The 25,343-nt window shown below is 70.9% G+C and carries 21 protein-coding genes and 1 pseudogene; 8 read left to right on the top strand and 14 right to left on the bottom strand.

Annotation, left to right across the window (positions count from 1 at the left end):
- Positions 1-69 precede the first annotated feature (69 nt).
- Both wrbA and EV193_RS10480 read left to right on the top strand, forming a co-directional pair.
- Positions 70-681 carry an NAD(P)H:quinone oxidoreductase gene (wrbA, locus tag EV193_RS10485; RefSeq protein WP_130343858.1) on the top strand — a complete coding sequence of 204 codons (612 nt, stop codon included), beginning with the start codon at positions 70-72 and terminating at the stop codon, positions 679-681.
- A 29-nt stretch (positions 682-710) separates the two neighbouring features.
- Complete coding sequence (locus EV193_RS10480) at positions 711-1,328, top strand: TetR/AcrR family transcriptional regulator (protein ID WP_207222585.1); 618 nt, start codon at positions 711-713, stop codon at positions 1,326-1,328.
- Positions 1,329-1,449: 121 nt separating this feature from the next.
- Here EV193_RS10480 and EV193_RS10475 read toward each other — a convergent pair whose 3' ends face one another.
- The 10 genes from EV193_RS10475 to EV193_RS10430 all read right to left on the bottom strand — a co-directional run bounded on the left by EV193_RS10475 (position 1,450) and on the right by EV193_RS10430 (position 13,423).
- Positions 1,450-2,097, bottom strand: coding sequence for a GNAT family N-acetyltransferase (locus tag EV193_RS10475; RefSeq protein ID WP_130343856.1), 648 nt, complete (start codon positions 2,095-2,097; stop codon positions 1,450-1,452).
- Positions 2,091-3,140, bottom strand: a complete 1,050-nt coding sequence (gene add / locus EV193_RS10470) for an adenosine deaminase (RefSeq protein WP_130343855.1) — start codon at positions 3,138-3,140, stop codon at positions 2,091-2,093. The genes EV193_RS10475 and add overlap by 7 nt, the downstream gene beginning before the upstream one ends.
- Before the next feature lie 212 nt (positions 3,141-3,352).
- The gene (locus tag EV193_RS10465) at positions 3,353-4,738 is read right to left on the bottom strand and encodes an aminotransferase-like domain-containing protein (protein ID WP_130343854.1); all 1,386 of its coding nucleotides are present in this window, start codon (positions 4,736-4,738) and stop codon (positions 3,353-3,355) included.
- Positions 4,725-5,357, bottom strand: a complete 633-nt coding sequence (locus EV193_RS10460; RefSeq protein WP_130343853.1) for an FMN-binding negative transcriptional regulator — start codon at positions 5,355-5,357, stop codon at positions 4,725-4,727. Before EV193_RS10460 ends, EV193_RS10465 begins: the two co-directional genes overlap by 14 nt.
- A 44-nt stretch (positions 5,358-5,401) precedes the next feature.
- Positions 5,402-6,613: an HNH endonuclease signature motif containing protein gene (locus tag EV193_RS10455; RefSeq protein ID WP_165401315.1), complete on the bottom strand. Its 1,212-nt coding sequence runs from the start codon at positions 6,611-6,613 to the stop codon at positions 5,402-5,404.
- A 157-nt stretch (positions 6,614-6,770) separates the two neighbouring features.
- Positions 6,771-7,916, bottom strand: a complete 1,146-nt coding sequence (locus EV193_RS10450) for a type III PLP-dependent enzyme (RefSeq protein WP_130343851.1) — start codon at positions 7,914-7,916, stop codon at positions 6,771-6,773.
- Complete coding sequence (locus EV193_RS10445) at positions 7,913-9,664, bottom strand: IucA/IucC family protein (protein ID WP_207222584.1); 1,752 nt, start codon at positions 9,662-9,664, stop codon at positions 7,913-7,915. Before EV193_RS10445 ends, EV193_RS10450 begins: the two co-directional genes overlap by 4 nt.
- Positions 9,661-11,265, bottom strand: coding sequence for an IucA/IucC family protein (locus EV193_RS10440; RefSeq protein ID WP_130343850.1), 1,605 nt, complete (start codon positions 11,263-11,265; stop codon positions 9,661-9,663). Before EV193_RS10440 ends, EV193_RS10445 begins: the two co-directional genes overlap by 4 nt.
- Complete coding sequence (locus tag EV193_RS10435) at positions 11,262-12,461, bottom strand: ATP-grasp domain-containing protein (protein WP_130343849.1); 1,200 nt, start codon at positions 12,459-12,461, stop codon at positions 11,262-11,264. Before EV193_RS10435 ends, EV193_RS10440 begins: the two co-directional genes overlap by 4 nt.
- 41 nt (positions 12,462-12,502) lie before the next feature.
- Positions 12,503-13,423, bottom strand: coding sequence for an alpha/beta fold hydrolase (locus EV193_RS10430; protein ID WP_130343848.1), 921 nt, complete (start codon positions 13,421-13,423; stop codon positions 12,503-12,505).
- A gap of 222 nt (positions 13,424-13,645) precedes the next feature.
- Between EV193_RS10430 and EV193_RS10425 the strand changes: the two genes are divergently transcribed.
- From EV193_RS10425 to EV193_RS10410, 4 genes and pseudogenes are all read left to right on the top strand, one after another.
- Positions 13,646-15,787: a fibronectin type III domain-containing protein gene (locus EV193_RS10425; RefSeq protein ID WP_130343847.1), complete on the top strand. Its 2,142-nt coding sequence runs from the start codon at positions 13,646-13,648 to the stop codon at positions 15,785-15,787.
- Between the two features lie 20 nt (positions 15,788-15,807).
- Positions 15,808-17,112 (top strand): enterochelin esterase, encoded by a 1,305-nt coding sequence (fes, locus tag EV193_RS10420; RefSeq protein WP_130343846.1) that lies wholly within the window; start codon positions 15,808-15,810, stop codon positions 17,110-17,112.
- Positions 17,105-17,857 (top strand): annotated as a pseudogene (locus EV193_RS34725) (condensation domain-containing protein); the annotation flags it as partial. The gene fes and the pseudogene EV193_RS34725, both read left to right, overlap by 8 nt.
- 91 nt (positions 17,858-17,948) lie before the next feature.
- On the top strand, positions 17,949-19,244 hold the full coding sequence (locus EV193_RS10410; protein WP_130343845.1) for an AMP-binding protein: 1,296 nt from the start codon (positions 17,949-17,951) through the stop codon (positions 19,242-19,244).
- Here EV193_RS10410 and EV193_RS10405 read toward each other — a convergent pair.
- A complete protein-coding gene (locus tag EV193_RS10405) occupies positions 19,228-20,664 on the bottom strand; it encodes an MFS transporter (protein ID WP_165401314.1) in 1,437 nt (478 codons plus the stop codon). The two genes, EV193_RS10410 and EV193_RS10405, sit on opposite strands and share 17 nt — an antisense overlap.
- Before the next feature lie 127 nt (positions 20,665-20,791).
- On the opposite strand from EV193_RS10405, the gene EV193_RS10400 reads away from it, so the two are divergent.
- Positions 20,792-21,331 (top strand): TetR/AcrR family transcriptional regulator, encoded by a 540-nt coding sequence (locus EV193_RS10400; RefSeq protein ID WP_130343844.1) that lies wholly within the window; start codon positions 20,792-20,794, stop codon positions 21,329-21,331.
- On the opposite strand, the gene EV193_RS10395 is transcribed toward EV193_RS10400, so the two are convergent.
- Positions 21,297-21,569 carry a hypothetical protein gene (locus tag EV193_RS10395; RefSeq protein ID WP_130343843.1) on the bottom strand — a complete coding sequence of 91 codons (273 nt, stop codon included), beginning with the start codon at positions 21,567-21,569 and terminating at the stop codon, positions 21,297-21,299. The two genes, EV193_RS10400 and EV193_RS10395, sit on opposite strands and share 35 nt — an antisense overlap.
- Complete coding sequence (locus EV193_RS33730) at positions 21,527-21,826, bottom strand: hypothetical protein (RefSeq protein ID WP_207222583.1); 300 nt, start codon at positions 21,824-21,826, stop codon at positions 21,527-21,529. Before EV193_RS33730 ends, EV193_RS10395 begins: the two co-directional genes overlap by 43 nt.
- A 138-nt stretch (positions 21,827-21,964) precedes the next feature.
- Between EV193_RS33730 and EV193_RS10385 the strand changes: the two genes are divergently transcribed.
- Positions 21,965-22,990, top strand: coding sequence for a methyltransferase (locus EV193_RS10385; protein ID WP_130343842.1), 1,026 nt, complete (start codon positions 21,965-21,967; stop codon positions 22,988-22,990).
- Positions 22,991-23,188: 198 nt separating this feature from the next.
- Here the strand turns inward: EV193_RS10385 and EV193_RS10380 are convergent, their stop codons facing one another.
- Complete coding sequence (locus EV193_RS10380; protein WP_130343841.1) at positions 23,189-25,285, bottom strand: phosphocholine-specific phospholipase C; 2,097 nt, start codon at positions 25,283-25,285, stop codon at positions 23,189-23,191.
- Positions 25,286-25,343: the final 58 nt, after the last annotated feature.

The raw sequence follows: 25,343 nt of genomic DNA, 5'->3' as shown, positions 1-25,343 counted from the left end.
GTTGCTTGAAAACGGAGAACACTCCGGTTAGTCTCGACATCGCAACCGAGGCCGAACCGAGGAGTCCCCGTGTCCGTGAAGATCGCCGTCGTCTACTACTCGTCGACCGGCAGCGTCCACGCCCTGGCCGAAGCGGTGCGTGAGGGCGCGGAGAAGTACGGCGCCGAGGTGCGCCTGCGTCGCGTGCCCGAACTCGCCCCGGATTCGGCGATCGACGCGAACCCGCGCTGGCGCGCCCACGCGGACGCCACGGCCGGCGTCGACATCGCCGCGCACGACGACCTCCGCTGGGCCGACGCCTACGCGTTCGGCACGCCGACGCGATTCGGAAACGTCGCGTCGCAACTCAAACAGTTCATCGATTCCACGAGTGGACTGTGGTTGCGGCGCACGTTCGCCGGCAAACCGTTCACCGGATTCACCAGCGCGAACACCGTGAATGGCGGAAACGAGTCCACACTTCTCGCGCTGTACCACACCGCCATTCACTGGGGAACGGTGATCGTGCCGCCGGGATACAACGACCAGAGTGTTCTCGACGCGTACGGGAATCCCTATGGCACAGCTCATCCGGCGGTGGACGAATCCGGCCCGAACGAGCGGGTGCTCGCCGCGGCGCGATTCCAGGGCTACAACCTGGCCGAGGTCACCGCACGGCTGGCGACGGGAGTCGCCGCCTAGCCCTATCCTCGGCCGGTGAGGTGGAGGACGTGACGCGATCGCAGGCCGGTGAGCTGCCGGTCGTCGGGCAGCGGCCGGCCGAACGGGCCGACGCCGTGCGCAACCGGCGCAAGATCCTGCGCGCGGCGGCCCGGCTGCTCGCCGACGGTGGCGTGGAACGGCTGTCGCTGGACGACGTCGCTGCGGCCGCCGAGGTCGGCGTCGGCACGGTCTACCGACGATTTCGTGATCGAACCGGATTGGCGATCGCTCTGCTCGACGAGCGCGAAAAGGAATTCCAGCAAGCGTTCATGTCCGGGCCGCCCCCACTCGGGCCGGGCGCTCCGCCGGCCGACCGTGTTCGCGCATTCCTGCACGCGCTCGTTGATCGGGTCCGGGACCAGTTCGAACTCGTTCTGGTGGCCGAATCAGCGGAACCCGCCATTCGATACGGCGAAGGCGCCTACCCTTTCCGGCATTTTCATCTGGTCACGCTGCTCCGGGAAACGGTGCCCGATCGCGACGTCGACTATCTCGCCGCCGCGTTGCTCGCGCCACTGTCCGCGAGCCTGCTCGCGCACCAGATCCGCGACCAGGGCCGCGACGTCGAGTCGATCAGGTCCGGGATCGACGACCTGGTCGAACTCACGCTCGGTGGCGGCAGCTGACGCGGGTCTGGTGCACCGCGTCGGCGCACCACGGCGAGCGGCCGGGCGACCGCATGCGGGCCGAACTGCGGCAGGTGGACACCCGTGCGGCGCCCGCCCCGACCGAGCGCCGCACGGGCCCTCAAGTACTCAGCACGGCGGGGGTGACGTGCGAACGCGTGGACCAGCCGAGCGCCTCGTACAGCGCATGGCCGTCCGACGTCGCGACGAGCACGCCGTCCACCGCGCCGATGCGCGCCGCCTGATCGGCGAGTGCGGCCATCACCACGCGGCCGAGCCCGCGCCGCCGGTGCTCCGGCGCGGTCTCCACCTGGTCGATCACCGCCGTCGGGCCGTCGCAGCCGGCCCTGCCGCTCGCGGCGAGTACACCGGCCGGGTCGCGCACGACCACGTCGATCGCACCGCCGGTGACCGTGGTCGCCAGGGTGTACCCGTCGGGCGCGCTCACCGCCGGGGAGCGCAGGGTCGCCGTCATCAAGTACTCCGGCGCGTGCACCGTCCAGCCGGCCGGCAGCAGCGGCCGGACGACGGGTTCCGGCGCGCACACCTTCAGCCACGTGCCGGGCTCGGTGATCGCCGCGATCAGCGGCAGCAGTGTGTCCACGTCAACGGTCGGCAACAGGTAGCGCGCCACGTGACCGGGCAGGCCCACGTCGATCCGGAACCCGCCGGGCACGGCGACCGGCGGCGGTGTCGCACGGGACACCGCCCAGCCCCGGCCCCACGCGTGCAGCACGCCCGGGTCCGCGGCTCTGGTCAGCCTCACCATCCGGCCTGCCACCGGGGATCGGCGACGACCGCGTCGATCTCGGCGATCAGCGCGCGTTTGGCCGGGTCGTCGAGGAACGACGCGGACACGGCGTTCGTCGCCAGCCGCGCGATCTCCGCCGCGTTGAGCCCGAGTGTGCCGGCGACCGCGGTGTACTCGCCGTTCAGCGTCGCGCCGAACATCGGCGGGTCGTCGGTGTTCAGCGTGACCAGCACGCCGTGGTCCAGCATCCGCCGGACCGGGTGCGCCTCGATCGAGTCGACCTGCCGCGTGCGCACGTTGGACGTGGGGCACACCTCGAGCGGAATCCGGTGCCGGGCAAGGTAGTCCAGCAGCCGGGGGTCGGCGGCCGAGCTGGTGCCGTGGCCGATGCGCTCGGCGCCGAGGTCGTGGATCGCCGACCACACGGTGGCCGGGCCGCTGGTCTCGCCGGCGTGCGGCACGCTGTGCAGACCGGCCTCGCGCGCCATGGTGAACGCGGGTGCGAACTGGGCCCGGCCGATACCCACCTCCGGGCCGCCGAGGCCGAAGCTGACCAGGCCGTCCGGCCGGTCGCGCACGGCGAGTACCGCCGTCTCGCTCGCCGCCTCGAGCCCCTTCTCGCCGGGAATGTCGAAGCACCAGACGAGTTTCACGCCGTGCTCGGCCTCGGCCAGCCGCCTGCCCTCGACGAGCCCGGTGAACACGTCGTCGTAGGACATCCCGTCGAGCTTGTGGTTGTACGGCGTCACGGTCACCTCGGCGTAGCGCACGTTCTGCGCGGCGAGGTCGGCGGCCAGTCCGGTGACCAGGGTGGTGATGTCGGCGGCGTCCTTGATCATCGACTGCACGGCCCAGAACACGCGCACGAAGTGGTCGAAGTCGCGGAACTCGTAGAACCGGCGCAGCTCGTCGAGATCGGTGGGGACGCCGGATTCGGGGTGTCGCTCGGCGAGCGCGACCACGGAGTGCGGGCTGGCCGAACCGACCAGGTGGACGTGCAGCTCGACCTTGGGCAACGCGGCGACGAACTCGTCCAGCGACGTGGACACGGTGGTGGACATGGTGAACTCCTCGGACGGGAAACGGTACGGGCGGGGTGGATCGACTCGGTCAGGGAGCCGCGTCACCGCGCTCGTGGTCGTCGCCGTAGAGGGGGAGTGCGGGAAAGACCCACCCGTGCGCCTCCAGCGTGCGGCACAGAGCGGTCATGTTCGGCACCGTATCCCGGTCGTCCGTACCGTGCAAACGAAACCCTTGCGGCACAAGGAAAGCGCTATCGGAGCGCCGCGGCCAGTACTCGTACGCCCGCCGTCATCGCCTCGACGGGCGCGCCGCCGAAGCTGATCCGCAGGTGTTCACCGGTCGGCTCGGACGGGAACCACGGGCGCCCCGGGTTCACCATCACGCCCTGGCGCGCGGCCGCCTCGGCGACCTCGGTGGCGTCGGCACCGTCGGGCAGGCGCAGCCACAGGTGCATCCCGCCGGTCGGCTCGTACGGCAGCACGTCCGGCCCGAGCAGGTCGCGCACCAGCGCCACGAGGTGATCGCGCCGCCGGTGCAGCTCGGCGTGCAGCCTGCGCAGGTGGCGCGGCCAGCTCGGGCTGGTGACCAGCTGCAGCGCGGTTTCCTGCAGCAGCGGTGTCACGAAGAAGTCGTCGACCACGCGTGCCCGGCGCAGGCGTCGCGCCACCGGCCCGCGCGCCACGATCGCGCCGACCCGCAGGCCGGGTGCGGCCGGCTTGCTCAGCGAGCTCAGGTGCAGCACGTGGCCGTCCTCGTCGTCGGTGATCAGCGGGGGTGACGGGGTGGCGGCGAAGGAGAGGTACCGGGCCCAGTCGTCCTCGATCACGAACGCGCCGTGTCGCCGGGCCAGCGCGAGCAACTCGGCGCGTCGTTCGTCGGACAGCGTGGCGCCGTGCGGGTTGGCGTGAGCCGGCTGGACGTAGATCACCCGCGCGCCGGTGCTGGCCAGGGGCGCGGCGAGCAGGTCGGTGCGGATGCCGTGCCGGTCGGTGGGGATCGCGATGACCGGCAGCCGTGCCGCGCGGGCGGCGGCGGTCGCCCCGATGTAGGCGGGCGACTCGATCAGGACGGGTGCGCCGTCCGGGCAGATGGAGCGGAACACGGTGGACAGCGCGGTCTGCGTGCCGGAGCTGATCAGCACGTCGCCGGCGGTGAGGCGGGGGTCGATCTCGGCGGCGAACCAGTCGCGCAGCGGCGCCAGCCCCTCCGGCACCCACGACCACGCCTCGGGCCGTGCCATCGCCCGACGCAGTGCCGCGCCGATCTCGGCGGTGGCCTGCAGGTCCTCGGCGAGGAAGCCGCTGGCGAGCGGGATGGTGCCGGGCGGCGGGCCGGCGACGACCTGGTCGAAGCCGGTCAGGTGGGACGGTTCGTCGCCCATGGCCACGAGCTGCCAGTCGGTGTCGACAGGGTGGCGCGGTCGGGGCGGTGGTGCGACGAACGTGCCGGCGCCGGACTTCACCACGACCAGGCCTTCGCGCTCCAGCTGGGCGATCGCCGAGCGCACGGTGACCGGGCTGACGCGGTACTCGGCGACCAGCTCGCGCGAGGACGGCAGCCGGTCGCCCGTTCGTCCGGCGGCGACCGTCGTGCGCAGCAGAGCCGCCAACCGCTGCCCGCTGCTATCGCTCGCCATTGGACGTAACGGTAGCGCTATCGCGTCCGTTCGGCATGGCCAACCCGTGCTCCTCGGCCATTTCCTGGGCGAGACCAGGGTTGACGTCGGCAAGTACGGCGATGGCCGCGGCGGTATCGGTCGGCCGCTCGTGGTCGCTCATCATCCGGCGGGTCTCGGTCCGGTGCACCGGCATCTCGAAGCCGATGATCTTCGGTGTGCGGCGGCGGATGCCGTCCACGCCGAGTTCGCGCATCCGCCACCGGTTCGGCCGGCCGCCTTCGAGATGTTCGACCAGCGCGGCGACACAGCGGACTGTGTGCGCGTCGTCGCTGGCCAGAACCGGGATGCCGTGACAGTGCACGGCGGTGTAGTTCCAGGTCGGCGCGGCGTCCCGGCCGATGGCGGGGTACCAGGACGAGGAGACGTACCCGTGGTGGCCGGTGAAGATCGCCACCGTCGGCGCGCCCGCGGCGAGCACCTCGACGTACGGGTTGTTGCCGCGCAGGTGCCCGATCAGCACGCCGTCGTCGCCCAACACCAGCGGCAGGTGCACGACGTGCGGCTGACCGTCGTGGGAGCTGACCATGGTCGCCATCGGGTGCGCCGCGATCAGTGCGGTGCTACTCGCTTCACTCACACGTCACGGTAGCTCTGGATGCGCGGTACAAGACAACGGTTACATCAGTAGGGCGGTGGGTCTGGGTCGGCGATGGGTTGGGCGCGCACGGTGGTTTTGTGTCCGAGTGGGCTGCGGGTGATCACCACATCGGGTTCGGGTTGTTCGACCTGCCAGCCCGGTTGTTCCTTGCACAGGTTGTGTCGTTCGCAGCGCGGGTTGAGGTTGCACAGGCAGGTGCGGCCGTGGTCGGCGTGGCGGAGGGTGTGATCGATGTGGCACCGGGTGGCTGGCCTGTCGCATCCGGGGTGGGTGCATCGGCGGAATCGCAGTCGCACGTTTTCGGCCATCGCGGCCGGTGGATAGCGTTTCCTGCCGACGTCGGTGATCATCCCGCTCGGTGGGTCGTAGAGTATTCGTCGCCAGGTGGATTTCTGGTCGGCCGCGAGTTCCCGCACGACTTGCGCGGGGAGTGTGTCGACGCCGAAGAGTTCACCGGGTTTGTCGTCCACACCCATCAGCGTGGTGTGTGGCACGGTGACCCACACAATCGTTTTGATGTGGGACGGGTTCTCCCCGCAGAAGTGCTCGACGGCGACATCGAACCGCAAATTGTCCAGGCTGCGCGTGTCACCTTGTTGCTTCAACCGGCGGGCGTGTTGGTCGATCCGCACATACGCGGGATACAACTGCTCGACCGGCCCTCGTATACCGAGGAAGGCTTCGCCGTCCTCGTCCTGCTTGAAGGTGACACACCGGTCCTTGCGGCGCACCAGGCGGCGTTGTTCGGCGCCGTCGGGGTCGACCTTGTTCACCCAGTAGCGCACCTTGCGCTGAAACGGTGTGTAGTAGTCCGGCGGATCCGCCAACACCGCCGCTTCCACCCGGGCGGCGTGCTCGTCCGACAACGGGCGGGTGACCTCATACATCGCACGGGCCTTCGCCCAATCGATCTCACCCCGGGCGAGCGCGGCCAGGGTCTGCGGGAGCCGGGTCACCAACGCCTCAGCCATCACCATCTGGTGCGAGGCGTGCCCGGGTGACCACTTCAACGCCTGTCCGATCTCCTCGGACACATTCTCCGCTCCAGCGCGCAGCTGGTTGTATTGCGCGAGCAGCCGAACCTCATCAGCACACAACGCAGCCTTATCCCGCTCAACAATCTCCAACTCCGCAACCGTGCTCGCTTCATCCGACGTAAACGGCCCATCCGAGAAATCGAACTCAGGCTCACCAAACACCCGAGGCGCGGCCTCCAAAACCGCGTCCCAAGACACTTCCTCACCTATTACCAACACGCCACAATTCTACCGGACTATCCACGAAAATGGCGTCCCCCATTCCGGTGGCAAGCTGGTCGCCGGAACGCCCGCGCAATGTGTCACCCGCATCCGGCGACCAGCGCGGCAGCCAAAAACGAACAAAGCGCACTCCTCAAACATGAACAACCCCAGGACACGGATGCATCAAGAAGTCCCGATGACTGATGTTGTACGCATAAGCCCCCGCCATCGCGAAAACCACCAGATCGCCCACCGAAACCCGCTCCACCCAAACCCCCCGAGCGAACACATCCTTAGGCGTACACAACTGCCCGACAAACGTCACCGGAGCCCCCACCACCGACGGCCCGCCGCAGGAAGCGTCGAACGGCAACACCACCAGAGGCTGATCATGCCCCTTCGTCACCGGCGTCCGAAGATGATGCGTCCCACCCGCACACACCGCGAACACCCCACCGTGACTGTGCTTCACGTCCAGCACCCGCGTCGCGTACCACCCCGAATAGACGCTCACCGCCCGCCCCGGCTCGACCCGAACGGTGACACCCGAGGGCACCAGCGCGGAGAGCCGACGCGCATAGGAACCCCAGTCGAAGAGCCGAGAGGGATCGCCATAGTCCACCCCCATCCCGCCGCCCACGTTCACCTCACGCAGCCGAATCCCTTGTGCCGCACCGAAATCGACCGCCCAGCGCAACACCGACGAAGCCAGCGCGGCACACGCGGGCGCGTCCAACCCGCTGGCCAGATGCGCGTGCACCCCGACGATCTCCACCCCGGGCAGGTCGTCCGAAGCCGCCCGCGCCGCCTCAGCGGGATCCATACCGAACGGGCTCGGCACCCCGCCCATCGTGAGCGCCGCGCCACCCGTCCCCGGCACCGGCAGATTCACCCGCAACAGCACCCGCGCCACAACGCCGGCCGAAACCGCGAACGCGGACAGCCGGCGCAACTCGTAGTGACTCTCCACATGGAATCGATCCACAGTGGACAGAGCGGCGCGCAGCTCGTCGTCGGTCTTGCCCGGCCCGCCGAATGCCAGCGGCACGTGCGGCAGCAGCGACCGGACGTGCGCCAGCTCGCCCCCACTCGCCACCTCCAGCCCGTCGACGTGCCGCGCGATCACCCGCAGCAACTCCGCGTCCGGATTGGCCTTCACCGCGTGCAGCACCTCGATCCGGGGATCGTCGAACGCCGAGGTGAGAGCCCGCACGTGCGCGTCAAGGTGACCGAGGTCGTACACGTACGCGGGCAGCGGAGCGGTCCGCACGGCGTCGAGCACAGCGGGAGTGATCACCGGCCACGCCCGCGCATCGGATTGGGCAGCGGCACGTACCCGGCGTGCAGGTCGGCCCGGCGCGACCAGCGCAGCAGCAGATTCGCCTTGGCTGGCAACGGTTCCCCGTCGATCAGCGCACCCAGTCGCGGAGGCCGCCCGAGATCCCCGGCGACCGATTCCAGCAAGGCGGCCAGCGCGTCCCACAGCTCGTCCTCGAACCGGCACATGCCCGGCGCGGACACCAGCGCGAGATCGGCCAGCGCGCCGGCCACCTCGGCCAGATTGTTCACGAACAGGCAGTACGCCACCCGGTTCCAGCCGCGTTCGTCGTCGTAGGCCACGGCCCGCGCGACGTCCGATGGCAGCGTGGCGAGCGTGTCCGCGTGCCGGCCGGCCAGCAGCTTGGTGCCCTCAAGATCGCGCGCCAGCACCCGCACCGGCATGCCCGCCGGGTCGAGCACGACCAGCACGTTCTGTGGGTGCGGCTCCAGCACCACGCCGTGCTCGGCCCACATTCGCAGCACCGGCGGCACCAGCAGGCCGATGTAGCGCCGCCACCACTCGCGCGCCCAGGTCACCCCGTCGGGACCGGCGAAATCCGCCAGCCGGGTGCGGGTGCCGGCCGGATCGCGTTCGGCGGCGGCCAGCGTGGCCACCAGATGCACCGTCTCGTGTGGACGGACGTGCTCGCGCAGACCGGTGCGCGCGATCACCCCGAGACCCTCGGCCACGGCGTGCCGGCGCAGCGGTGTGCCGTACCGCTCCGGCAGCGCGACGGTCCGCGACGCCGGCTCGGCCAGCACGTGGAAACCCTTGTCCGGCAACGAGATCCGCGACATCAGCCGGGTCAGGTGCACCGCGCCGGCCAGCTCGTACGCCGCGTTCTTGCGCAGGCAGTTGGTGATCCGCACGTTCAGGCTGGCCTTGAGGAACACGTCCGCGTCGATTTGGTAGAGCGTGCGCACGCTGGCCGTCGGGTGGAACGGCAGGCCGGTCTCGCCGAGGTCGCGCAGGACCCCGTCGGCGAGCGCGGCGCACAGCGCGGGCGCGGTGCGCGGGTCCGTGGTGAGCAGGTGGAACTGCCACGGGTGCACGGGCAGCGCGCGGCCGGACGGCGTGCCGCCGAGCAGCCGCTCGGTCGCCGTGTGCCCGTCGAACCCGCGATCGTCCACAGTGGACTCGGCGATCAGCTCGGGCGGGACGTCGAGCCAGCGCATCCGAAACGCGGTGCGCGCCTCCGGGGCGTAGCGCCGCCAGGTGGTCAACTGGCCGGAGCGCCACTTCGGCGCCGGGTGCCTCGGATGGCCGGCCACCAGCGCCTGCTCCGAGTCGACATACGTGCGCGCGACCGGCCCGAGGTGGTGCGCCGTAGCGGGACGAGTGCGCAGGATGTCGGCGATCGTGTCCCGGCTGGCGGTGACCTGGCCGGCGAACTCGTCGTTGCGGGTGCCGGTCGCGAGGGTCAGCTCGCTCGCCACGGCGGCGGTCAGCTCGTCGAGGCCGGCCGGCCGCCACGCGCCGGACTCGTCGGACTCGGGTGGGCCGGCGAACCGGTGCCCGCCGGCGGTGGACGTCCTGCGCAGCCGGGCGCGCAGCCGAAACCCGTTGTGCGGCAAGCGAAGGACGAGGTGACCGTGTTCGGTCGTGGTGTGGCCCGCCGGCCCGGAGACCTCGCGGTGCAGGCAGCCGAGCAACGTGTGCGCGGACATCTCGTCGGCGCGTGCCTCGGCCTCGCCGCGTGTGGTGGTGTCGGACGGGACGGTCACTGTGCTCCCGTTCTCAGGTAGTTCGGTCCGGTGCGGAGGTAGTACTTGTTGACGTCGGCGATGCCGAGCCGGTGCTTGGGCAGCAGCGTCCCGGCGGTCAGCATTCCCTTGACCGGTAAGCGATCCGCGTCCAGCACGTGCTCACGCAACGCCTTCTCGGCGGCCCGGCTGGCCCGGTCGGTCGGGTCGTGCCAGCGGTCCACCGCCTCTCGCAGCCGGGTGCGCGCGAGGCCGAAAAGCTCGGCGCGCAGCCGCCGGTCGGCGCCGGCGAGTTCGATGATCGGCGCGGCCACGCACAGGTGCAGCGTGATCGTGGTGAACAGGTCGGCGATCTCGCGCGGATCGCCGGCGAGGATGCGCCGATCGTGGAAGTGCGGCACCGCGCCCAGCGCGCCGGTCGCGTGCGCAAGATCCACCTTCGCGCCGTCGTTGTCCTTGTACACCAAGCGAATCCGGCCCGACGGCGATACCGCGATCGTGATGTTCTGCTGGTGCGACTCCAGCGCGATCCCGTACCGCAGCCAGAGCGCGACGTGCCAGTCGAACAGCGCGCACAGATATTCGTCGACGAAGCCGCGCACGTCGGTGGCGAGCCGGTCGATCACGCGCGCGTCGCGGTACGGGTCGGGGGCGGGCAGCGCGGCGGCCGGGGTGAGCGCGTCGGCGGCCAGGCCGGCGGGGTAGACCCGCACGAGCGCGGCACGCATATCGTCGTCGGACTCCACCCAGCGGGACTCGTCGGCCAGCAGTACGCGCGCGGCCAGCTCCGGCTCCTCGGCCCGCACCGCGTCCAGCAGCCGGTGCACGGCCTCGCCGTCGGGCAGCACACCCGGCTTGATCGACCGGCGGTTGCGCGCGCCCAGCGTTGCGGTCGGCATCGGCACCTTCACGTGCGTCGACGGATCGCCGGCCAGCGCGAGCGTGCGCATCGACAAGGTCGGGTACGCCTCCGGTCCGTCCACGGTGGACCAGCCGGCGCGCGCGGCGGTAAGCGGGTGCACGGGCAGCGCGAACGTGTCACCGGACGGGCGGGGCCACCAGGGCGGTAGCTCATCGGCCAGCGCGGCGGACAGCCGGACCTCGTCGCGCCGCACGGTGATCCATTTCAGGCGGACCGACGGCAGATGCTCCGGCGCGTACCGGCGCAGTTCGTCGAGGCTCATCCCGTGCCGCACCCGTCCGGTCGGGTGCACCGGGTGCTCGCGCAGCGCGGCGACCGCCTCGTGGTGCACGAGCCCGGTGTACCCGGCCGCGGCCGGCAGCCGGGGTGAGGGCGGCGTGGCCAGAGTGTCCCACTCGGCGTGCGCGCACTCCGCGGTGAACTCCGCCCAGCCGCGCTCGGCCTCCGGATCGGCGTGTGGCGCGAACGCGGCCAGTACACCGTCCACAGTGGACACAGGAATGCCGTCGGCGAGCAGCAGCGGCTCAGCCACCGCCCAGTCGGACAGGAACCCGTCCGGCCGCACCGGCAGTCGCACGACCACCCCGGTGGTCAGCCGCGCCGACCACCACGTGCCGTGCAACCGGCCCTGCGAGCACAGCCCGAGGTGGTCCTCGCGCAGCAGCGCGTCCAGGATCCGGCGGAGCAGATCGGCACTCATTCGCTGATCCGCCAGATGTTCCTCGCGATAAAGTTTTCTACCAAACCGTCTACTACGGGACGATCTGGCCCGATCGCGTACACCGCGGACAGGTAGTCGCGGTTGGTGCCGTGCACCGGCGCGGTCACCCCCACCTCACGCAGCCGGCGGTGCCCGATCCGCGCCCCGCCGTCGGTTTCGCGAACCCCGGCCGGCGGCGACTCGGTCAGCGTGCCCGCCGTCGTGGCCAGCACGTTGTCCATCCGCGCGTGCCGGCCGACGGCCACCGGGTCGGGCAGCTTCACCGACAGCGGCTTGCCCAGGTACACGTCGATCAACTCGGCGAACAGGTCGACACCGAGCAGTTCGCAGCAGATCAGGTCCATGGTGTCGCCGATCAGCCGGTAGTTGACCTCGATGATTCGCGCGCGGTCGCCGTCGATCACGAACTCCGTGTGGCACGCGCCGAACCCGACGCCCAGCGCGGTGAGCTGCGCGTCCAGGTGCGCGCGCACGGGTACGGGAATCTCCGGCGCCCAGTCCAGCCGGATCTCGGTGAACGCGGGCGGATCGCCGACCGTGGTGCGCCAGGAGCCGAACACGTGCCGCCGCACGCCGTCCCCGATCGTGTCGTAGGTGCGCAGTTCGCCGGCCAGGTACTCCTCGGCGACCAGCGGGTCGGACCGCCGGGTGCGGATGTCGTCCACAGTGGACACCAGCTCGTCGAGATCGCCGACCAGCCGGGCGTCCTCGCTGGCCACGCCCTCGCGCGGCTTCACCACGGCGGGGAACGGCAGTGCCTCGGCCGCCGCGCGCGGATCGTCGCGCGGCCCGATGGTCACGCTGGTGACCGTGTCCAGCCCCGCCTCGGCCAGCCGCGCACGGGTGAGGAACTTGTTCTTCGTGCGCAGGGTCGCCCGGAAGTCCTTGCCGGGCAACGAAAGCAGCTCGGCGGCCAGCGAGGTCGCGGTCTGCAGGTGATCGCTGTTGGACAGCAGCGCGGCCGGCGCGCCGTGCCGCCCGGACAGCTCCAGCACTCGTGCGACCACCGCACCCGCGTCCCGCACCTCGGCGTGCTCCACCATCACGCCCGGATACGCGTGCGCCTCCGGCTGGTCGGTGAGCAGCACGACCGGCAACCCGAGCCGGGCGGCGGCCGGCAGCAGGCCGTGTGTCACCGCGTCGGTCGGGTTGAGCGCGGTCACGTACAGGCACACCGGGCGGCTCCGTCGGGGATCGTCGCGAGAAGGGTGAACTACTACTCAAATCGAGGTGAGTCGCCGTGGTCAAGACGCCCATTCGGGGTGCTGAGCCGCTTGCCGATCTCGGCGAGCGGGCCAGGCATGGTCAACTCGTGGTGCCCGCAGTCGAGGTCGTGGTTGTCGATCACCCCGGACACGTGCACGCCGAAGCTCGCCGTCGCGGTGATCCGCTCGACCGCCTCGACGTTGGCCCGCACCAGCGCCGGGTCCACCCCGACGGCGGTCGCCTCGGCCAGATGGTGGGTCAGCCGCTCGGCCCGGTCGGCCTCGCTCGGCGCGCGCCGCCATCGGGTGCGCGGATAGCCGTCCAGGATGCCGAGGAACGCGACCCGCTCGCCGTCGGCCGCGAGCGCGGTGGCCAGACCGTGCGCCACCAACCCGCCGAACGACCAGCCGAGCAGGTGGTACGGGCCATGTGGGCGCACCGCGCGGATCCGTGTCAGGTACTCGGCGACCAACTCGTCCAGCGTCTGGGCCGGAGCCCGATCACCGTCGAGATTGCGAGCCTGCGGCGCGTACAGGTCGCGCTCGGTGTGCGCGGCCAGCCCGGCGTAGCACCAGCCCAGCCCGCTCGCCGGGTGCACGCAGAACAGCGGCTCGCCGGCACCGGTGCGCAGCGGTAGGAGTGTCCTCAGTGGACTGTCGCGGTCGGACAGCAGCCCGGCCACCGTGATCGTCCGGCCCAGCGCCTCCGACGTGCGGGCGGCGTACCGCGCGGCGAGCAGCGAGCGCCCGCCGAGGTCGAAGAAGTTGTCGTCCACGCCCACGGGCTGGCCGAGGTAGCCGCGGCCGAGGGTGGCGCCGGTGAGGTTCAGCTCGCCGGGCACGCCGTCGGGCACCGGTCGCAGCGCCGCGTCGAGCACGTAGGCGTCCACACCGGCCAGGGGTACGCCGATCGGCACCGCCGTGTCGCCCATGTCGCACCTCGCACCCGTTCCGCCAGTCAGTGATTAACTTAGGCTAACCTAAATCACCGGATCGTGGCGGTCCGGCCGACTGTCCGTTCCAGCGCATCGCGTGTGGGCCGCCCGCTCACCAAATGACAATTGCCGGGCGGGAAATGGTGCGACCGTTGACCGCGATCCGGCTCGGGTTTACTGTCGAGAAACATTTCGCCACGTTCCCCGAAGGGATTCCCCGTGCGTGGTTTCAGAATTGTCGAACTGTTGACGGCGACGGCGATTGCCGCGACCGGAATGCTCGTGCTCCCCACATCTTCGGTCGCCTCTGTCGGCCCTGTCACCGCCGCCGATCCGGTGCGGCACACGGTGAACTACCGGTGCGTGTTCCCGCTCATCGGCGAGCACGTCGTGCCGGTCGAGTTCGAGGCCGATCCGCCGGACATGGTCGAGGTCGGCGCGCCGAGCCCGCAGTTCGACGTGAAGCTGACCGCCACCGCCTCGCAGACCGTCGCGGAGGGGCTCCGGGTGATCGGCGCGAAAGCGATCAAGGGCGGTGGAACGGTCGCCACGACGCTCGCGACCAATCCCGGCACACCGCTGCCGATCACGGTTCCGGTGACGATTCCGCAGACCGATATCCCCAATTCGGCGCCATTCGACATCGTGATGACTGGAAAATACCCGTCGTTCACGCTTTCCGCGTGGCAGCCGCACGAACTCGCCGTCGGCGACATCGGGCTCAGCCTTTTCGTGTTGACGGACTCGGGGTGGACGTTCGATCCGGTCGGCGTGCCATGCCGGCTGGAGCCGGGGCAGAACGCCGTTCTCGCCGTCATCAACGGAGTTCTGGTGGAACGGCCGACGCAGCCGGGTGAGCTCCGGGCCACCGCGACGACGCCGACCAGCGTCTCGCTCGCCTGGCGCCCCTCGGGCTGGATGTTTCCGATCGTCGCCTACGACGTCTTCCGGGGAAATGAGAAAGTCGCTTCCGTACCGGGCACACAGGCGACCGTGAACGGCCTCGCGCCGGGCACTGAATACACGTTCACCGTTCAGGCGCGCGACGAGTACGGCTACACGTCGCGAATGAGCGAACCCGTCACGGTTCACACGAAATCGGGCATCGCGCTGACCTATCGGTGCGCGTTTCCGCTGATCGGCGAGCAGGTCGTGCCGGTCGTCTACGACGCGGATCCGCCGCGCTGGGTCGAGCCGGACGAACCGGACACGCCGGCCTTCCCGATCGCCGCCGGAATGGCGTTGCCGCAGCGAGTGGTGGATGCCTTCGTTCTCGCCGGTACCGTTTCCGTCAGCTCGAAAGTCTCCATCGGCAGCCTCGTCAAAGACGTGGACGGCGTCCGGCAAACCGCCGCGCCGGCGACAATTCCGGACACGCCGGTCGCGCCGGGAATGGTGTTGACCGCGTCCGGTACCTATCCGGCGCAGCACATTCGGACGACACCGACCACCTTCACGCTGGAGAACATTCAGCTCGAGACGTATTTGCGGAAGGCCGGCGGATGGGTCGACGTGCTCACCCATCAGTGCACTCTCGAGCCCGGCCAGGACAACGTGCTCACCACGATCGGCACGATCATCGTCGAGCGGCCGACCACGCCGGGCAACCCGCACGCCACCGCCACCTCGCACGACAGTGTCTCGCTGGCCTGGTCGCCGTCCGGCTGGTGGTATCCGATCGTCGCCTATGACGTGTTCCGCGGCGCCGAGAAGGTGGCGTCGGTTCCGGGTACCGAGGCCACGATCGCGGGGCTGGCACCGGACACCGAGTACACCTTCACCGTGCAGGCCCGCGACGGCAACGGCTACAAATCCAAACTGAGTGCTCCGGTCACCGTGCGCACCCGGCCCGCCGTGGCACAGCACGCCTATACGCTCGCCGGCACGTCCACGCTCGCGGCGGCACGCACCACGGTGTCGCTGACCGGAAATGCGGCGGCCACCCTGGATCTGGCCGCCGGCACGCACACCGCCGAGCTGACACTCCGGCCGACCAAGGTGACGTTGCTGCTCGCCGGGGTGCTCCCGGCCGAGGCGGACGTCCAGTTCGCGACCGGCCCGGCCACCGGCACGCTCGCCGGCGGCGTGCTCAGCACGGCGTCCACCGTGACGATCACGCTGACCAGGGTGACGGTCCTCGGCCTCCCGATCGCCGGCGGACCGACCTGCCGGACCGCGGCCAATGTCGTACTTCGCTCGGGCGCAGGGTTCGACCCGGCCGCGGGCGGCGCGCTGACCGGGACGTACGCGATCCCGCCGTTCACCGGGTGCGGGGCGGCCACGAACATGATCAACGGGACGGTGGCCGGGCCGGGCAACACCGTGGCGATCACTCTCACACCTGCGGCGGCATCGCGGTAAACTTAGGCTAACCTAATGGTGTGACAGGCGGACCGAACGAGGAACGGCGACCGGCGTTGCCGCCGCACACCCGGCGCCCGACCCCGCTGCCCGTGGTCGACAGTCCGCGGATCGCCGCGCTGAAGCCCGGTGGCACCGCCCAGTTCTGGCGCACCGTGGAAGCCGAGGGCACCCCGCTCATCGAACCCGATGACGATCCCGCGTACCGGATCGTCACGTTCCTCTGGCGCGACACCGGCCAGCGCGCGGTTCTGTTGCACGCCAACAAGTTGACCGACTACAACGACCTCGCGCCGAGCCTGCTTCGGCGGCTCGACGGCACCGACGTGTGGCACCTCAGCTACCGGTTGCGGGCCGACTGGCGCGGCACCTACGCGCTGTCGCCGCTGACCGAGGCGCCCGTCGAGCCGGCGGTGTGGCGCGGGCCGGACCGGGCGGCCTGGCAGCGGCTGCGCGCCGGCGCGGTCACCGATCCGTTGAACCCGCGAACGTTCCCGAACAAGTTCGGCGGACCCGACCTGTCGCTGGCCGAACTGCCCGACGCACCGTCGCAGCCGTGGTGGCCCGCCGTCCCCGGCACCCGCGCCGGCATGGTCGCCGTCGCGCGGCTGAACTCGGAGATCCTGGGCAACGCGCGCACGATCTGGACCTACACGCCGCCGGGTTACCGCGACCGCGGCGAGCCGTACCCGCTGCTCGTGCTGTTCGACGGCGATGTGTGGGGCCGCTCGCTGGCGATCCGGCACACGCTGGACAACCTGATCGCCGCCGGCCAGATCCCGCCCATGATCGCGCTGCTGGTGGACTCGATCGACGTGCGCACCAGGTCGGTCGAACTGGCCTGCGACCACGAGTTCACCCGCTTCCTCACCGACGAGTTGCTGCCGTGGGCCACCGGCCGGTGGCGGCTGACGGCCGATCCGGCCCGCACGATCGTCGCCGGCCAGAGCCTCGGCGGGCTGACCGCCGTGTTCGCCGCGACCAGGGTGCCCGAGCGCTTCGGCAACGTACTGAGTCAGGCCGGCTCGTTCTGGTGGCCGGGCGGCGGCGAGTTCGGCGCCGAGCCGTGCTGGCTGACCCGGCACCTGGCCGCCGCGCCCCGGCTGCCGATCGCGTTCGACCTGGAGGTCGGCCTGCTGGAGTGGGAGCTGCTCGAACCGACCCGGCGACTGCGGGATGTGTTGACAGCCAAGGGATATCCGCTGACCTACCGCGAGTACCACGGCGGGCACGACTCCGCGTGCTGGCGTGGTGGGATCGCCGACGGCCTGCGCGCGCTGACCGCGCGTTGGAGCACCGTGTCGAGCGAGGTGGCGTGTGTCTGACCGGTTGCCGCTCACCGCGGCGCAGCGCGGCATCTGGTTCGCCCAGCAACTCGAACCGGACAACCCGGCCTACAACACCGCCGACGTCGTGGAGATCCGCGGCGAGCTGGACGTCGACGCGTTCACCGAAGCGGTGACCAGGTGTGTCGCCGAATCGGACTCGCTGCGTGCCCGATTCGGTCTCGCCGAACAACCGTGGCAGACGATCGACGCCTTACCGTTCGCGCCGCGAATGATCGATCTGTCCGACGAGTTCGATCCACGCGCGGCCGCCGAGCACTGGATGGCCGGCGATCTGGCCACCCCGGTCGATCTGGCCGGCGAGCCGCTGTACGCCGAGGCGCTGATCGTCATCGGCCCGCGCGAACACTGGTGGTACCAGCGAGTGCACCACGTCGCGGTGGACGGGTTCGCCCGCGGAATGCTGCTGCGCCGGGTCGCCGCGCACTACGCCGAGCTGACCGGAGGCAAACCGGTGCGCCGGCCGTTCGCGCCGCTGGCCCCACTGATCGAGGCGGACGAGGAGTACCAGACTTCGGCCGAGCACGACGCCGACCGCCGCTTCTGGCTCGACTACCTGGACGGTGCGCCCCGGCCGGACGGCGAGGTCGCGCGCACCCCGAGCGTGCCGCGCCGGGTGCGGGTGCCGGTGTCCGCCACGGCGGCGGCCACCCTGCGCGCCGACGCTGAGCGCCTCGGCCGGGCCTGGCCCGAGTTGATCATCGCGGCGACGGCGATGTTCGCCGCACGCAGGACTTCGGCCCGCGAGGTGGTGCTCGGCCTGCCCGTGCTCTGCCGGCTGGGCACCGCCGCCGCGCGGGTGCCCGCGACGGGTGATGAACATCGTGCCGCTGCGGGTGCCGGTGCCTCCGGAGGCGACGCTCGCCTCCGTGATCGAGGCGGTCGCCGGCGAACTGGACGCGACCCGTGCGCACCAGCGGTACCGGCACGAGGATCTCCGCCGCGACCTGCGCGGCGCCCGGCTGTTCTGGCCGGTGGTGAACGTGCTGCCGTTCGGCGGCGCGCTGGCGTTTGGCGACGCGACCGCGACCGTGCGGAACCTGTCCGCCGGCCCGGTCGACGGGCTCTTGATCGCCGTCCGCGAGCAGGGTGCCGACCTGTTCGTCGAGGTGGACGGCGATCCGTCGGTCCACGCCGACGCCGATCTGCTGGCGCTGGCCTGCGAACTGCTGCACCTGATCGCGGCCGACCCGCACGCGCGGCCGGCCGTGGCGGCGCGTGCGCTCAGCGGTGGCCCCGAGGTACCGGCGGCGCTCGTGCCGGACCTGATCGCCGCCCGCGTACTGGAGAACCCGGACGCGGTGGCGATTCGCGACGGCGACACCGTGCTCAGCTACGGCGAGCTGTGGGCGCGGGCCGGCGCGGTGGTCGCCGATCTCGCCGACCGGGGCGTGACGCCCGACCAGGTGGTCGCCGTGTGCCTGGCCAGAGGCGTCGACGTGGTGACCGCGATCCTCGGCGTGCTGCTCGCCGGTGCCGCGTACCTGCCGCTCGATCCGGACACGCCACTCGCCCGGCTGGACGCCGTGCTGACCGACGCCAAGCCCGCCGCCGTGATCACCGCGGTGCCGGCCGGTGACGCACCGGTCGCGCTGAAACCGTTGGGGCGCAAGGATTTGGCATACGTGATCTACACGTCCGGGTCGACCGGTGCGCCCAAGGGCGTGATGGTCGAGCACGGCGCGCTGGCCGCGTTCACCGCCGCCGCGACCGCCCGCTACGAGATCACCGCGGACGATCGGGTGCTGCAGTTCGCGCCGCCGCACTTCGACGCCAGCGTGGAGGAGATCTTCGTGGCGCTCACCGCCGGGGCGACGCTGGTGACCCGGCCGGCCGAGGTGGAGTCGGTGGCCGTGTTCCTCGAACACTGCGCGCGCCACCAGGTCACCGTGCTCGATCTGCCCACCGCGTACTGGCACGAGCTGGCCTACGCGGTCTGCACGGCCGGCGTCGCGCTGCCGCCGGCCGTGCGGCTGGTGATCATCGGCGGGGAGGCGGCCAGCCCGGAGTGGGTGCGCCGCTGGCACGAGCACGTCGGCGCCGATGTCACGTTGATCAACAGCTACCGCCCCACCGAGACCACCGTCGTCGCCACTACCGCCGTGATCTAGCGCGGAACGTGAGCGCCACCAGGAAGGACAGCGCCGCGATCACCACCGAGACCTGGAACGCGTCGGTGGCGCCGGTGGTGAGCACCTGATCCGGCGACTGGCCGGCCGCGGTCGCCGCCCTCGACGACGAGCCGAACACCGTGACCAGGATGGCCAGGCCCAGGGTGCCGCCGAGCTGCTGCATGGTCTGCAGCGCGCCACCGGCGGCTCCCGCGTCGGCCGGCGGGACGGTGGACATGATGATCACGTTCAGCGGTGAGAAGGCGAGCCCCATACCGCCGCCCATCAGGATCATCGGCGCCAGCAACCCGGCCGGGTAGGTCGAGTCGACGGTCAACTGGGTGAGCATGAGCATGCCGGCCACCATCAGCGCGGACCCGAACATGGACAGCGGCTTCGGGCCGAACCGGGGCAGCAGCCTCGGGATCAGCCGGCTGGTGGCGAACAGCGTGCCGGCCATCGGCAGGAAGGCGAACCCGGTGGTCAGCGCGCCGAAGTCGCGCACGTCCTGCAGGTACTGGGTGAGGAAGAAGAACATCGACATGCCGGCCATCGGGCCGAGGAAGAAGTTGACGTAGGCGGCGGCCCGGTCGCGGTCGGCGAGCAGGCGCAGCGGCAGGATCGGCGCCTCGGCCCGCAGTTCGATCAGCACGAACGCGGCGATCAAGGCCGCGCCGGCGGCGAGTGCGGCCAGGGTGACCGTGTCGCCCCAGCCGACCTCGGCCGCCCTGATGAAGCCGTACACCAGCGCGCCGACGCCGAGCGTCGCGGTGATCGCGCCCGGCAGGTCGAGCCGTGCGCGGCGGCGATCGGTCTCCGGCACGAGCCGGACCGCCAGGATCGCGATCGCGATGCCGAACGGCACGTTGATGAACAGCACCGCCCGCCAGGACAGCCACTCGGTCAGCAGGCCACCGACGATCAGCCCGATGGCGAAGCCGCTGCTGGCCATCGCGGAGAACAGGGCCAGCGCGCGCATCCTGGCGTGCTGCTCGGTGAACGTCGTGGTGATCAGGGCGATCGTGCTCGGACCGGCCATCGCGGCGCCGACACCCTGGGCGACCCGGGCGGCCAGCAGCATCTCCGCCGATCCGGCGAGGCCTCCGGCCAGCGAGGCGACGGTGAACAGCGTGATGCCGGCGACGAACATGCGCCGCCGTCCGAACACGTCGCCGGCCCGGCCGCCGAGCAGCAGCAGCCCGCCGAACACCAGCGTGTAGCCGCTCATCACCCAGGACAGGCCGGTCGGGGTGAACCGCAGGTCGTCCTGGATTCGGGGCAGCGCCACGTTCATCACCGTGACGTCGAGGATCAGCATGAGTTGGCAGGTCAGCAGCGTGGCCAGCACCAGACCGCGGTTGCCGACGCGGGCCGGTGGGGGTGCGACCGGGCGGTCGACGGGCAGCGTTGTTTCCGACAAGGGAGTGCTCCAGGGAGATCGAACTAAGCGGAGAATATCTCCGGTTCCGTGGAGCTAGCATATGGAGAGGATCTCCACTTGTGCAACCCTATCCGGAGAATCCGTCCGTTTCTACTCGGGAGAGGTCATGCGGGCCGACGCGCGGCGCAACTACGAGCGGATCGTCTCCACCGCCCGTGAGGTGTTCACCGAGCACGGTCCGGACGCGCCGCTGGACGAGGTCGCCAAGCGTGCCGAGGTCGGGTCCGGCACGCTCTACCGGCACTTTCCCGATCGGCTGGCGCTGATCGAGGCGGTCTACCGGGACGAGGTGGCCCGGCTGTGCGCGCGCGCCGAGGTGATCGCCGAGAAGTCCGAGCCCGAGCAGATGGTGGACGACTGGCTCCGCGACCAGGTCGACTTCATCGTCAACGGGCACGGGCTGGCCGCGTCGCTCAAGGCCGCGCTGGACAAGGAGTCGCCGGTGTTCGAGCACTGCCGCGCGATGCTGAGCGACGCCGCGGCCTCGGTGCTCACCCCCGCGCAGCAGATCGGCGCGATCCGCAAGGACCTGATGCCGCGCGATCTGCTCAAGCTCGGCCACGCCATCGGCACGGCGATCCAGACCGCCCCGCCCGATCAGGCCGACCGGATCATGTCCGTGATGCTGCGCGGGCTGCGGGACTGATCGGGGGCAGGTCGGCGGGCGTGCGCGGGTAGACGAACAGGGCCGCGCGCTTGTGCGGGAGATCGACCTCGCCCAGCTCAGCGCCGCCCGCCTTGGCCGCCACCGCGGCGTCCGGCCTGCGTGCGATCGGGTGATCGGCGGCGGGATCGGTGACCAGCCGGCGGCACTGCGGCTCGACGGCGAACACCGCGTCGGTCAGCAGCAGCCAGAACCGGTAGTCCAGACCCCGGCCGGCCATCTCCGGATCGCCGATCGCGCCGTGCGACAGCGCCGGATGGTGCGCCGCGTGGCCACCGCCGGCGCGTCGAGTGCGAGCAGGTGACCGGTCAGGGTGACGCTCACCGACACGATCCGCTTCGGCTTGGCCGGCACGTTGTCGGTGGTGCCGTGGTCGTGGGTCACCGAGCGCACCTCGCCGCTGGTCTGCGCGTCGGACGTGTCCGATGAGCACGCCGCGCCGGTGGCCGCGACGGCCAGGGCGACGGCGGCGGCCACGCCACCGCGACGGATCTGCCCGCGGTTTCGCTCCTCTGCGACCTGCTCGATCGGGTGATTCGGAGGACCGTACCCGATTAAGTAAGGCTAACCTAAGTACGCTAGAGTGGCCTCGGTCTCGATCAGGGGAGGTAAACGGTGAGCTCAGAGGTGGATGCCCGGGCGAAACTGACCCAGTTGGCGTTCGGTCACCTGGCGACACACGCGGTGGCCGCCGCCACCCGGCTCGGCGTACTGGACGCGTTCGACGGCGGCCAGCTGACCTTCGAGGAGCTGGCGCGCCGGTGCGCGACCGATCCCGAGGCGACCCTGCGGCTGTCCCGCGCGCTCGCCGGGCTCGGGCTGGTGGAGGAAACCGACGCCGGCGTGTTCACGCTGACCGACGTCGGCGCGCTGCTGCGGTCCGACCGGCCCGACTCGGTGCGCGAGCTGGCCCTGATGTTCGCCGACCCGACCATGGTTCGCGCCTGGGAGCGGCTGGACGACAGCGTGCGCACCGGCGATGTCGCGTTCGACGCGGTGTTCGGCACCGACTTCTTCTCCTACCTCGGCACCCAGCCGGAGCTGTCCACCCAGTTCAACAAGGCGATGAGCCAGGGCACCCGCGCGGTGGCCGCCGCCCTGCCCGGCGCGTACGACTTCGCCCGCTTCGAGACCCTCACCGACATCGGCGGCGGAGACGGCACGCTGCTCGCCGCGGTGCTGCGCGAGCACCCGACCGTGCGCGGCGTCCTGTTCGACACGGCCGACGGCCTGGCGGAGTCCGGCCCGGTGCTCGAACCGTTCGGCGAGCGGTGCTCGACCCGCACCGGTGACTTCTTCGCCGCCGTGCCCGAGGGCGCCGACGGCTACCTGATCAAGAGCGTGCTGCACGACTGGGACGACCAGAAGTGCGTCACGATCCTGCGCAACTGCCGCGCGGTTCTGCCCGACGACGGGCGCGTGCTGATCCTCGAGCCGGTGCTCCCGGAGACGGTGACCGGCGAGGCGTCGCCGATCACCTACCTCAGCGACCTCAACATGATGGTCAATGTGGGCGGCAAGGAGCGCACCCGATCGGGCTTCCAGAAGCTGCTCGCCGAGGCCGGCTTCACGCTCGTGGACGCCACCCCGCTGCCGGCGCCCGCCGCGTCGTTCTGGCTCCTCGAAGCCGTTCCCGCTTAGCGCGCCGCACAAGCCGTGAGGGTGACCGCGCCACCCTCCGCGACTGTAGGTGTACCACCCTCACATTTTCGGCCACTTGCTGATCTTGTCTGACCTGCGCTTTCTCCGTGGCCGGGGGACTTTAGCGGGCTAAAGTACGCCGAGGGTGGCTGGAGCAGTTGTCAAGCTCTGGGCCGCGCGGCGAAGCACCTGGCGGTCTCAGGCGGAGACGCCGGGGCGGCCGTCCTCCACCCGGCCGGTCACCCGGCGGCGGAACGAGGCGTCCTCGGCGACCGTCGCCTCCAGGTCGTACCAGCCGTGTTCGGTGGGCCACGGCAGCCGGCGCTCCTGGCCCGGCCACACCTTCGCGGTGTGCCGGGCGTTGCCGTACCGCAGCGCCTTCACCGTGACGGTCACCGGCGCCGTGCCGCGATTCACCACGGTGATCGCGAGCCGGGTGCCGGACGGCTCCAGCCGCACATCGGTGCCGGCCGCGGCGCCGGAGACCGTGCCGGCCAGCTCGCACCAGAACCGGTTCGGCCCTTGCACGGAGAGCCGATACTCGTTGTCGCGCAACGGAATCCGCTCCTCGTGCCGGCGCGAGACGTCGCGGTGCGCGGGTGCCGGCAGCTCGCCGGCGTACGGGTACACCGCGAAGTGCGCCGGCGCGCGGCCCGCGTTGGCCAGCGTGAGGGCCAGCACGGTGTCGCCCGCCTTGCCGTCCACTCGGGCCGACACGCTCGGCTGGTACGGCAGTGCCCGCGCGGGACGGCGGCCGGCTTCCTGCTCGGGCAGCCGCTGGTCGACCGGCGGCGTCGGGTGCCAGCGCTCGATCGCCGGCGGGATCGGGCCGGGCACGTCCACCCTCGGCCGCGCGCCGGGGCGCTCGAAGTCGAACGCCGAGGTCAGATCGCCGCACACCTGCCGCCGCCACGGGCTGATGTTCGGCTCCTCGACACCGGTCCAGCGCTCCAGGAAGCGCACCACCGAGGTGTGGTCGGCCACGGTCGAGTCCACGAACCCGCCGACCGTCCACGGCGACACGATCGTCATCGGCACCCGCGGCCCGAGCCCGAGCGGTTTGCCGTCGTAGAAGTCGGCCTCGTTCACCGACGCGGGCACGGGCGCCGGCACGTGGTCGAAGTAACCGTCGTTCTCGTCGAAGTTGATCAGCAGCACGGTCTTGGACCAGGTGTCCACATCGGACGCGATCGCGTCCAACACCTGGTAGATCAGGTTCGCGCTGCCGACCGGGGTGGACGCGCCGGGGTGCTCGGACAGCGCGGCGGTCGGCACCAGCCAGCTCACCTTCGGCAGCGTGCCGGCCGCGATGTCCGCGCGCAGCCGGGCCGCCAGGGTGTCCGGCTCACTGCGGTACGCGCCCCGGTCGAACAGCGCGCGCTCCTCGGGCGTAAGCACCGCGCGACCGGCCTCGAACTCCTCGAGCAGCCGCCGCCGCTCCGGCTCAGGCTTGTCGAACAGCGCGTAGTAGAACTCCTCGGTCGTCCGGTACTTACCGTTAACCTTCGAGAAGATTTTGTGGCCGATCTTCTTGTACGGGAGGAAGTACTCGAGCGCGTTGTCGGTGAAGTTGTCCCACTCCTGGTACACCTGCCAGGACACGCCGGCCGCCTGCAGCCGCTCGGGGTAGCTGGTCCACTCGTAGCCGGCATGGTCGTAGGAGTACGCCGCGTTGGTGACCGCGCGCTTGGTCGTGCCCGGCTCGTAGCCCGTCGTGCCGGACATCAGGAAGTTGCGGTTCGGGTTGGTGGAGCCGTGGATCGAGCAGTGGTACGCGTCCAGGATCGTGAACGTGTCGGCCAACTCGTACTGCAGCGGAACATCGGCCCGGTCGTAGTGGGTCATGGTGGCCGCGCCCTTGGCCGGCACCCAGCCGTTGTTCCACCCGTTCGCGCGCGCGGCGCTCGCGTCGGTCCACCCGTGCGGAAGGTCGCCGAGGTACTGGATGTCGGTGCCCGGCCGGCCCTCCCGCGCGGCCGCCTCACGCAGCGAGAACGGCAGCACCTCGCCTATCCCGTTCGGCTGGTGGAACACCGAGCGCCCGTTCGGCTGACGCAGCGGGTCGTGATCGCCGAACCCGCGCACCCCGCGCAGCGTGCCGTAGTAGTGGTCGAACGAGCGGTTCTCCTGCATCAGCACGATCACGTGCTCGACGGCGCGCAGCCCGCCGGGGCGCACCGGTGCCGCCATCGCGCGGTGCAGCGACGGTGGCAGTAGCGAGTGCGTGGCCGCCGCGCCGCCGACCACCGCGCCCGCTCGCAGCAGGCTCCGCCGGGAGATGCCGTCACGTGTCATGCCTGGACTCCGTTCGCGTGGTGGGAGGTCAGCGTCGGACACCGAGATTGCCGACCGG

Source organism: Herbihabitans rhizosphaerae, assembly GCF_004216555.1.
Lineage (GTDB): Bacteria > Actinomycetota > Actinomycetes > Mycobacteriales > Pseudonocardiaceae > Herbihabitans > Herbihabitans rhizosphaerae.
This window is presented reverse-complemented; position numbering and strand designations above follow the sequence as displayed.

Bases quoted from the DNA above. Each gene is read 5' to 3' on its own strand.
- EV193_RS10475 (WP_130343856.1), bottom strand. From the start codon at position 2,097: ATGGTGAGGCTGACCAGAGCCGCGGACCCGGGCGTGCTGCACGCGTGG.
- add (WP_130343855.1), bottom strand. From the start codon at position 3,140: ATGTCCACCACCGTGTCCACGTCGCTGGACGAGTTCGTCGCCGCGTTG.
- EV193_RS10465 (WP_130343854.1), bottom strand. From the start codon at position 4,738: ATGGCGAGCGATAGCAGCGGGCAGCGGTTGGCGGCTCTGCTGCGCACG.
- EV193_RS10440 (WP_130343850.1), bottom strand. From the start codon at position 11,265: ATGAGTGCCGATCTGCTCCGCCGGATCCTGGACGCGCTGCTGCGCGAG.
- EV193_RS10430 (WP_130343848.1), bottom strand. From the start codon at position 13,423: ATGGGCGACACGGCGGTGCCGATCGGCGTACCCCTGGCCGGTGTGGAC.
- EV193_RS10410 (WP_130343845.1), top strand. From the start codon at position 17,949: ATGAACATCGTGCCGCTGCGGGTGCCGGTGCCTCCGGAGGCGACGCTC.
- EV193_RS10400 (WP_130343844.1), top strand. From the start codon at position 20,792: ATGCGGGCCGACGCGCGGCGCAACTACGAGCGGATCGTCTCCACCGCC.
- EV193_RS10395 (WP_130343843.1), bottom strand. From the start codon at position 21,569: ATGGCCGGCCGGGGTCTGGACTACCGGTTCTGGCTGCTGCTGACCGAC.
- EV193_RS10380 (WP_130343841.1), bottom strand. From the start codon at position 25,285: ATGACACGTGACGGCATCTCCCGGCGGAGCCTGCTGCGAGCGGGCGCG.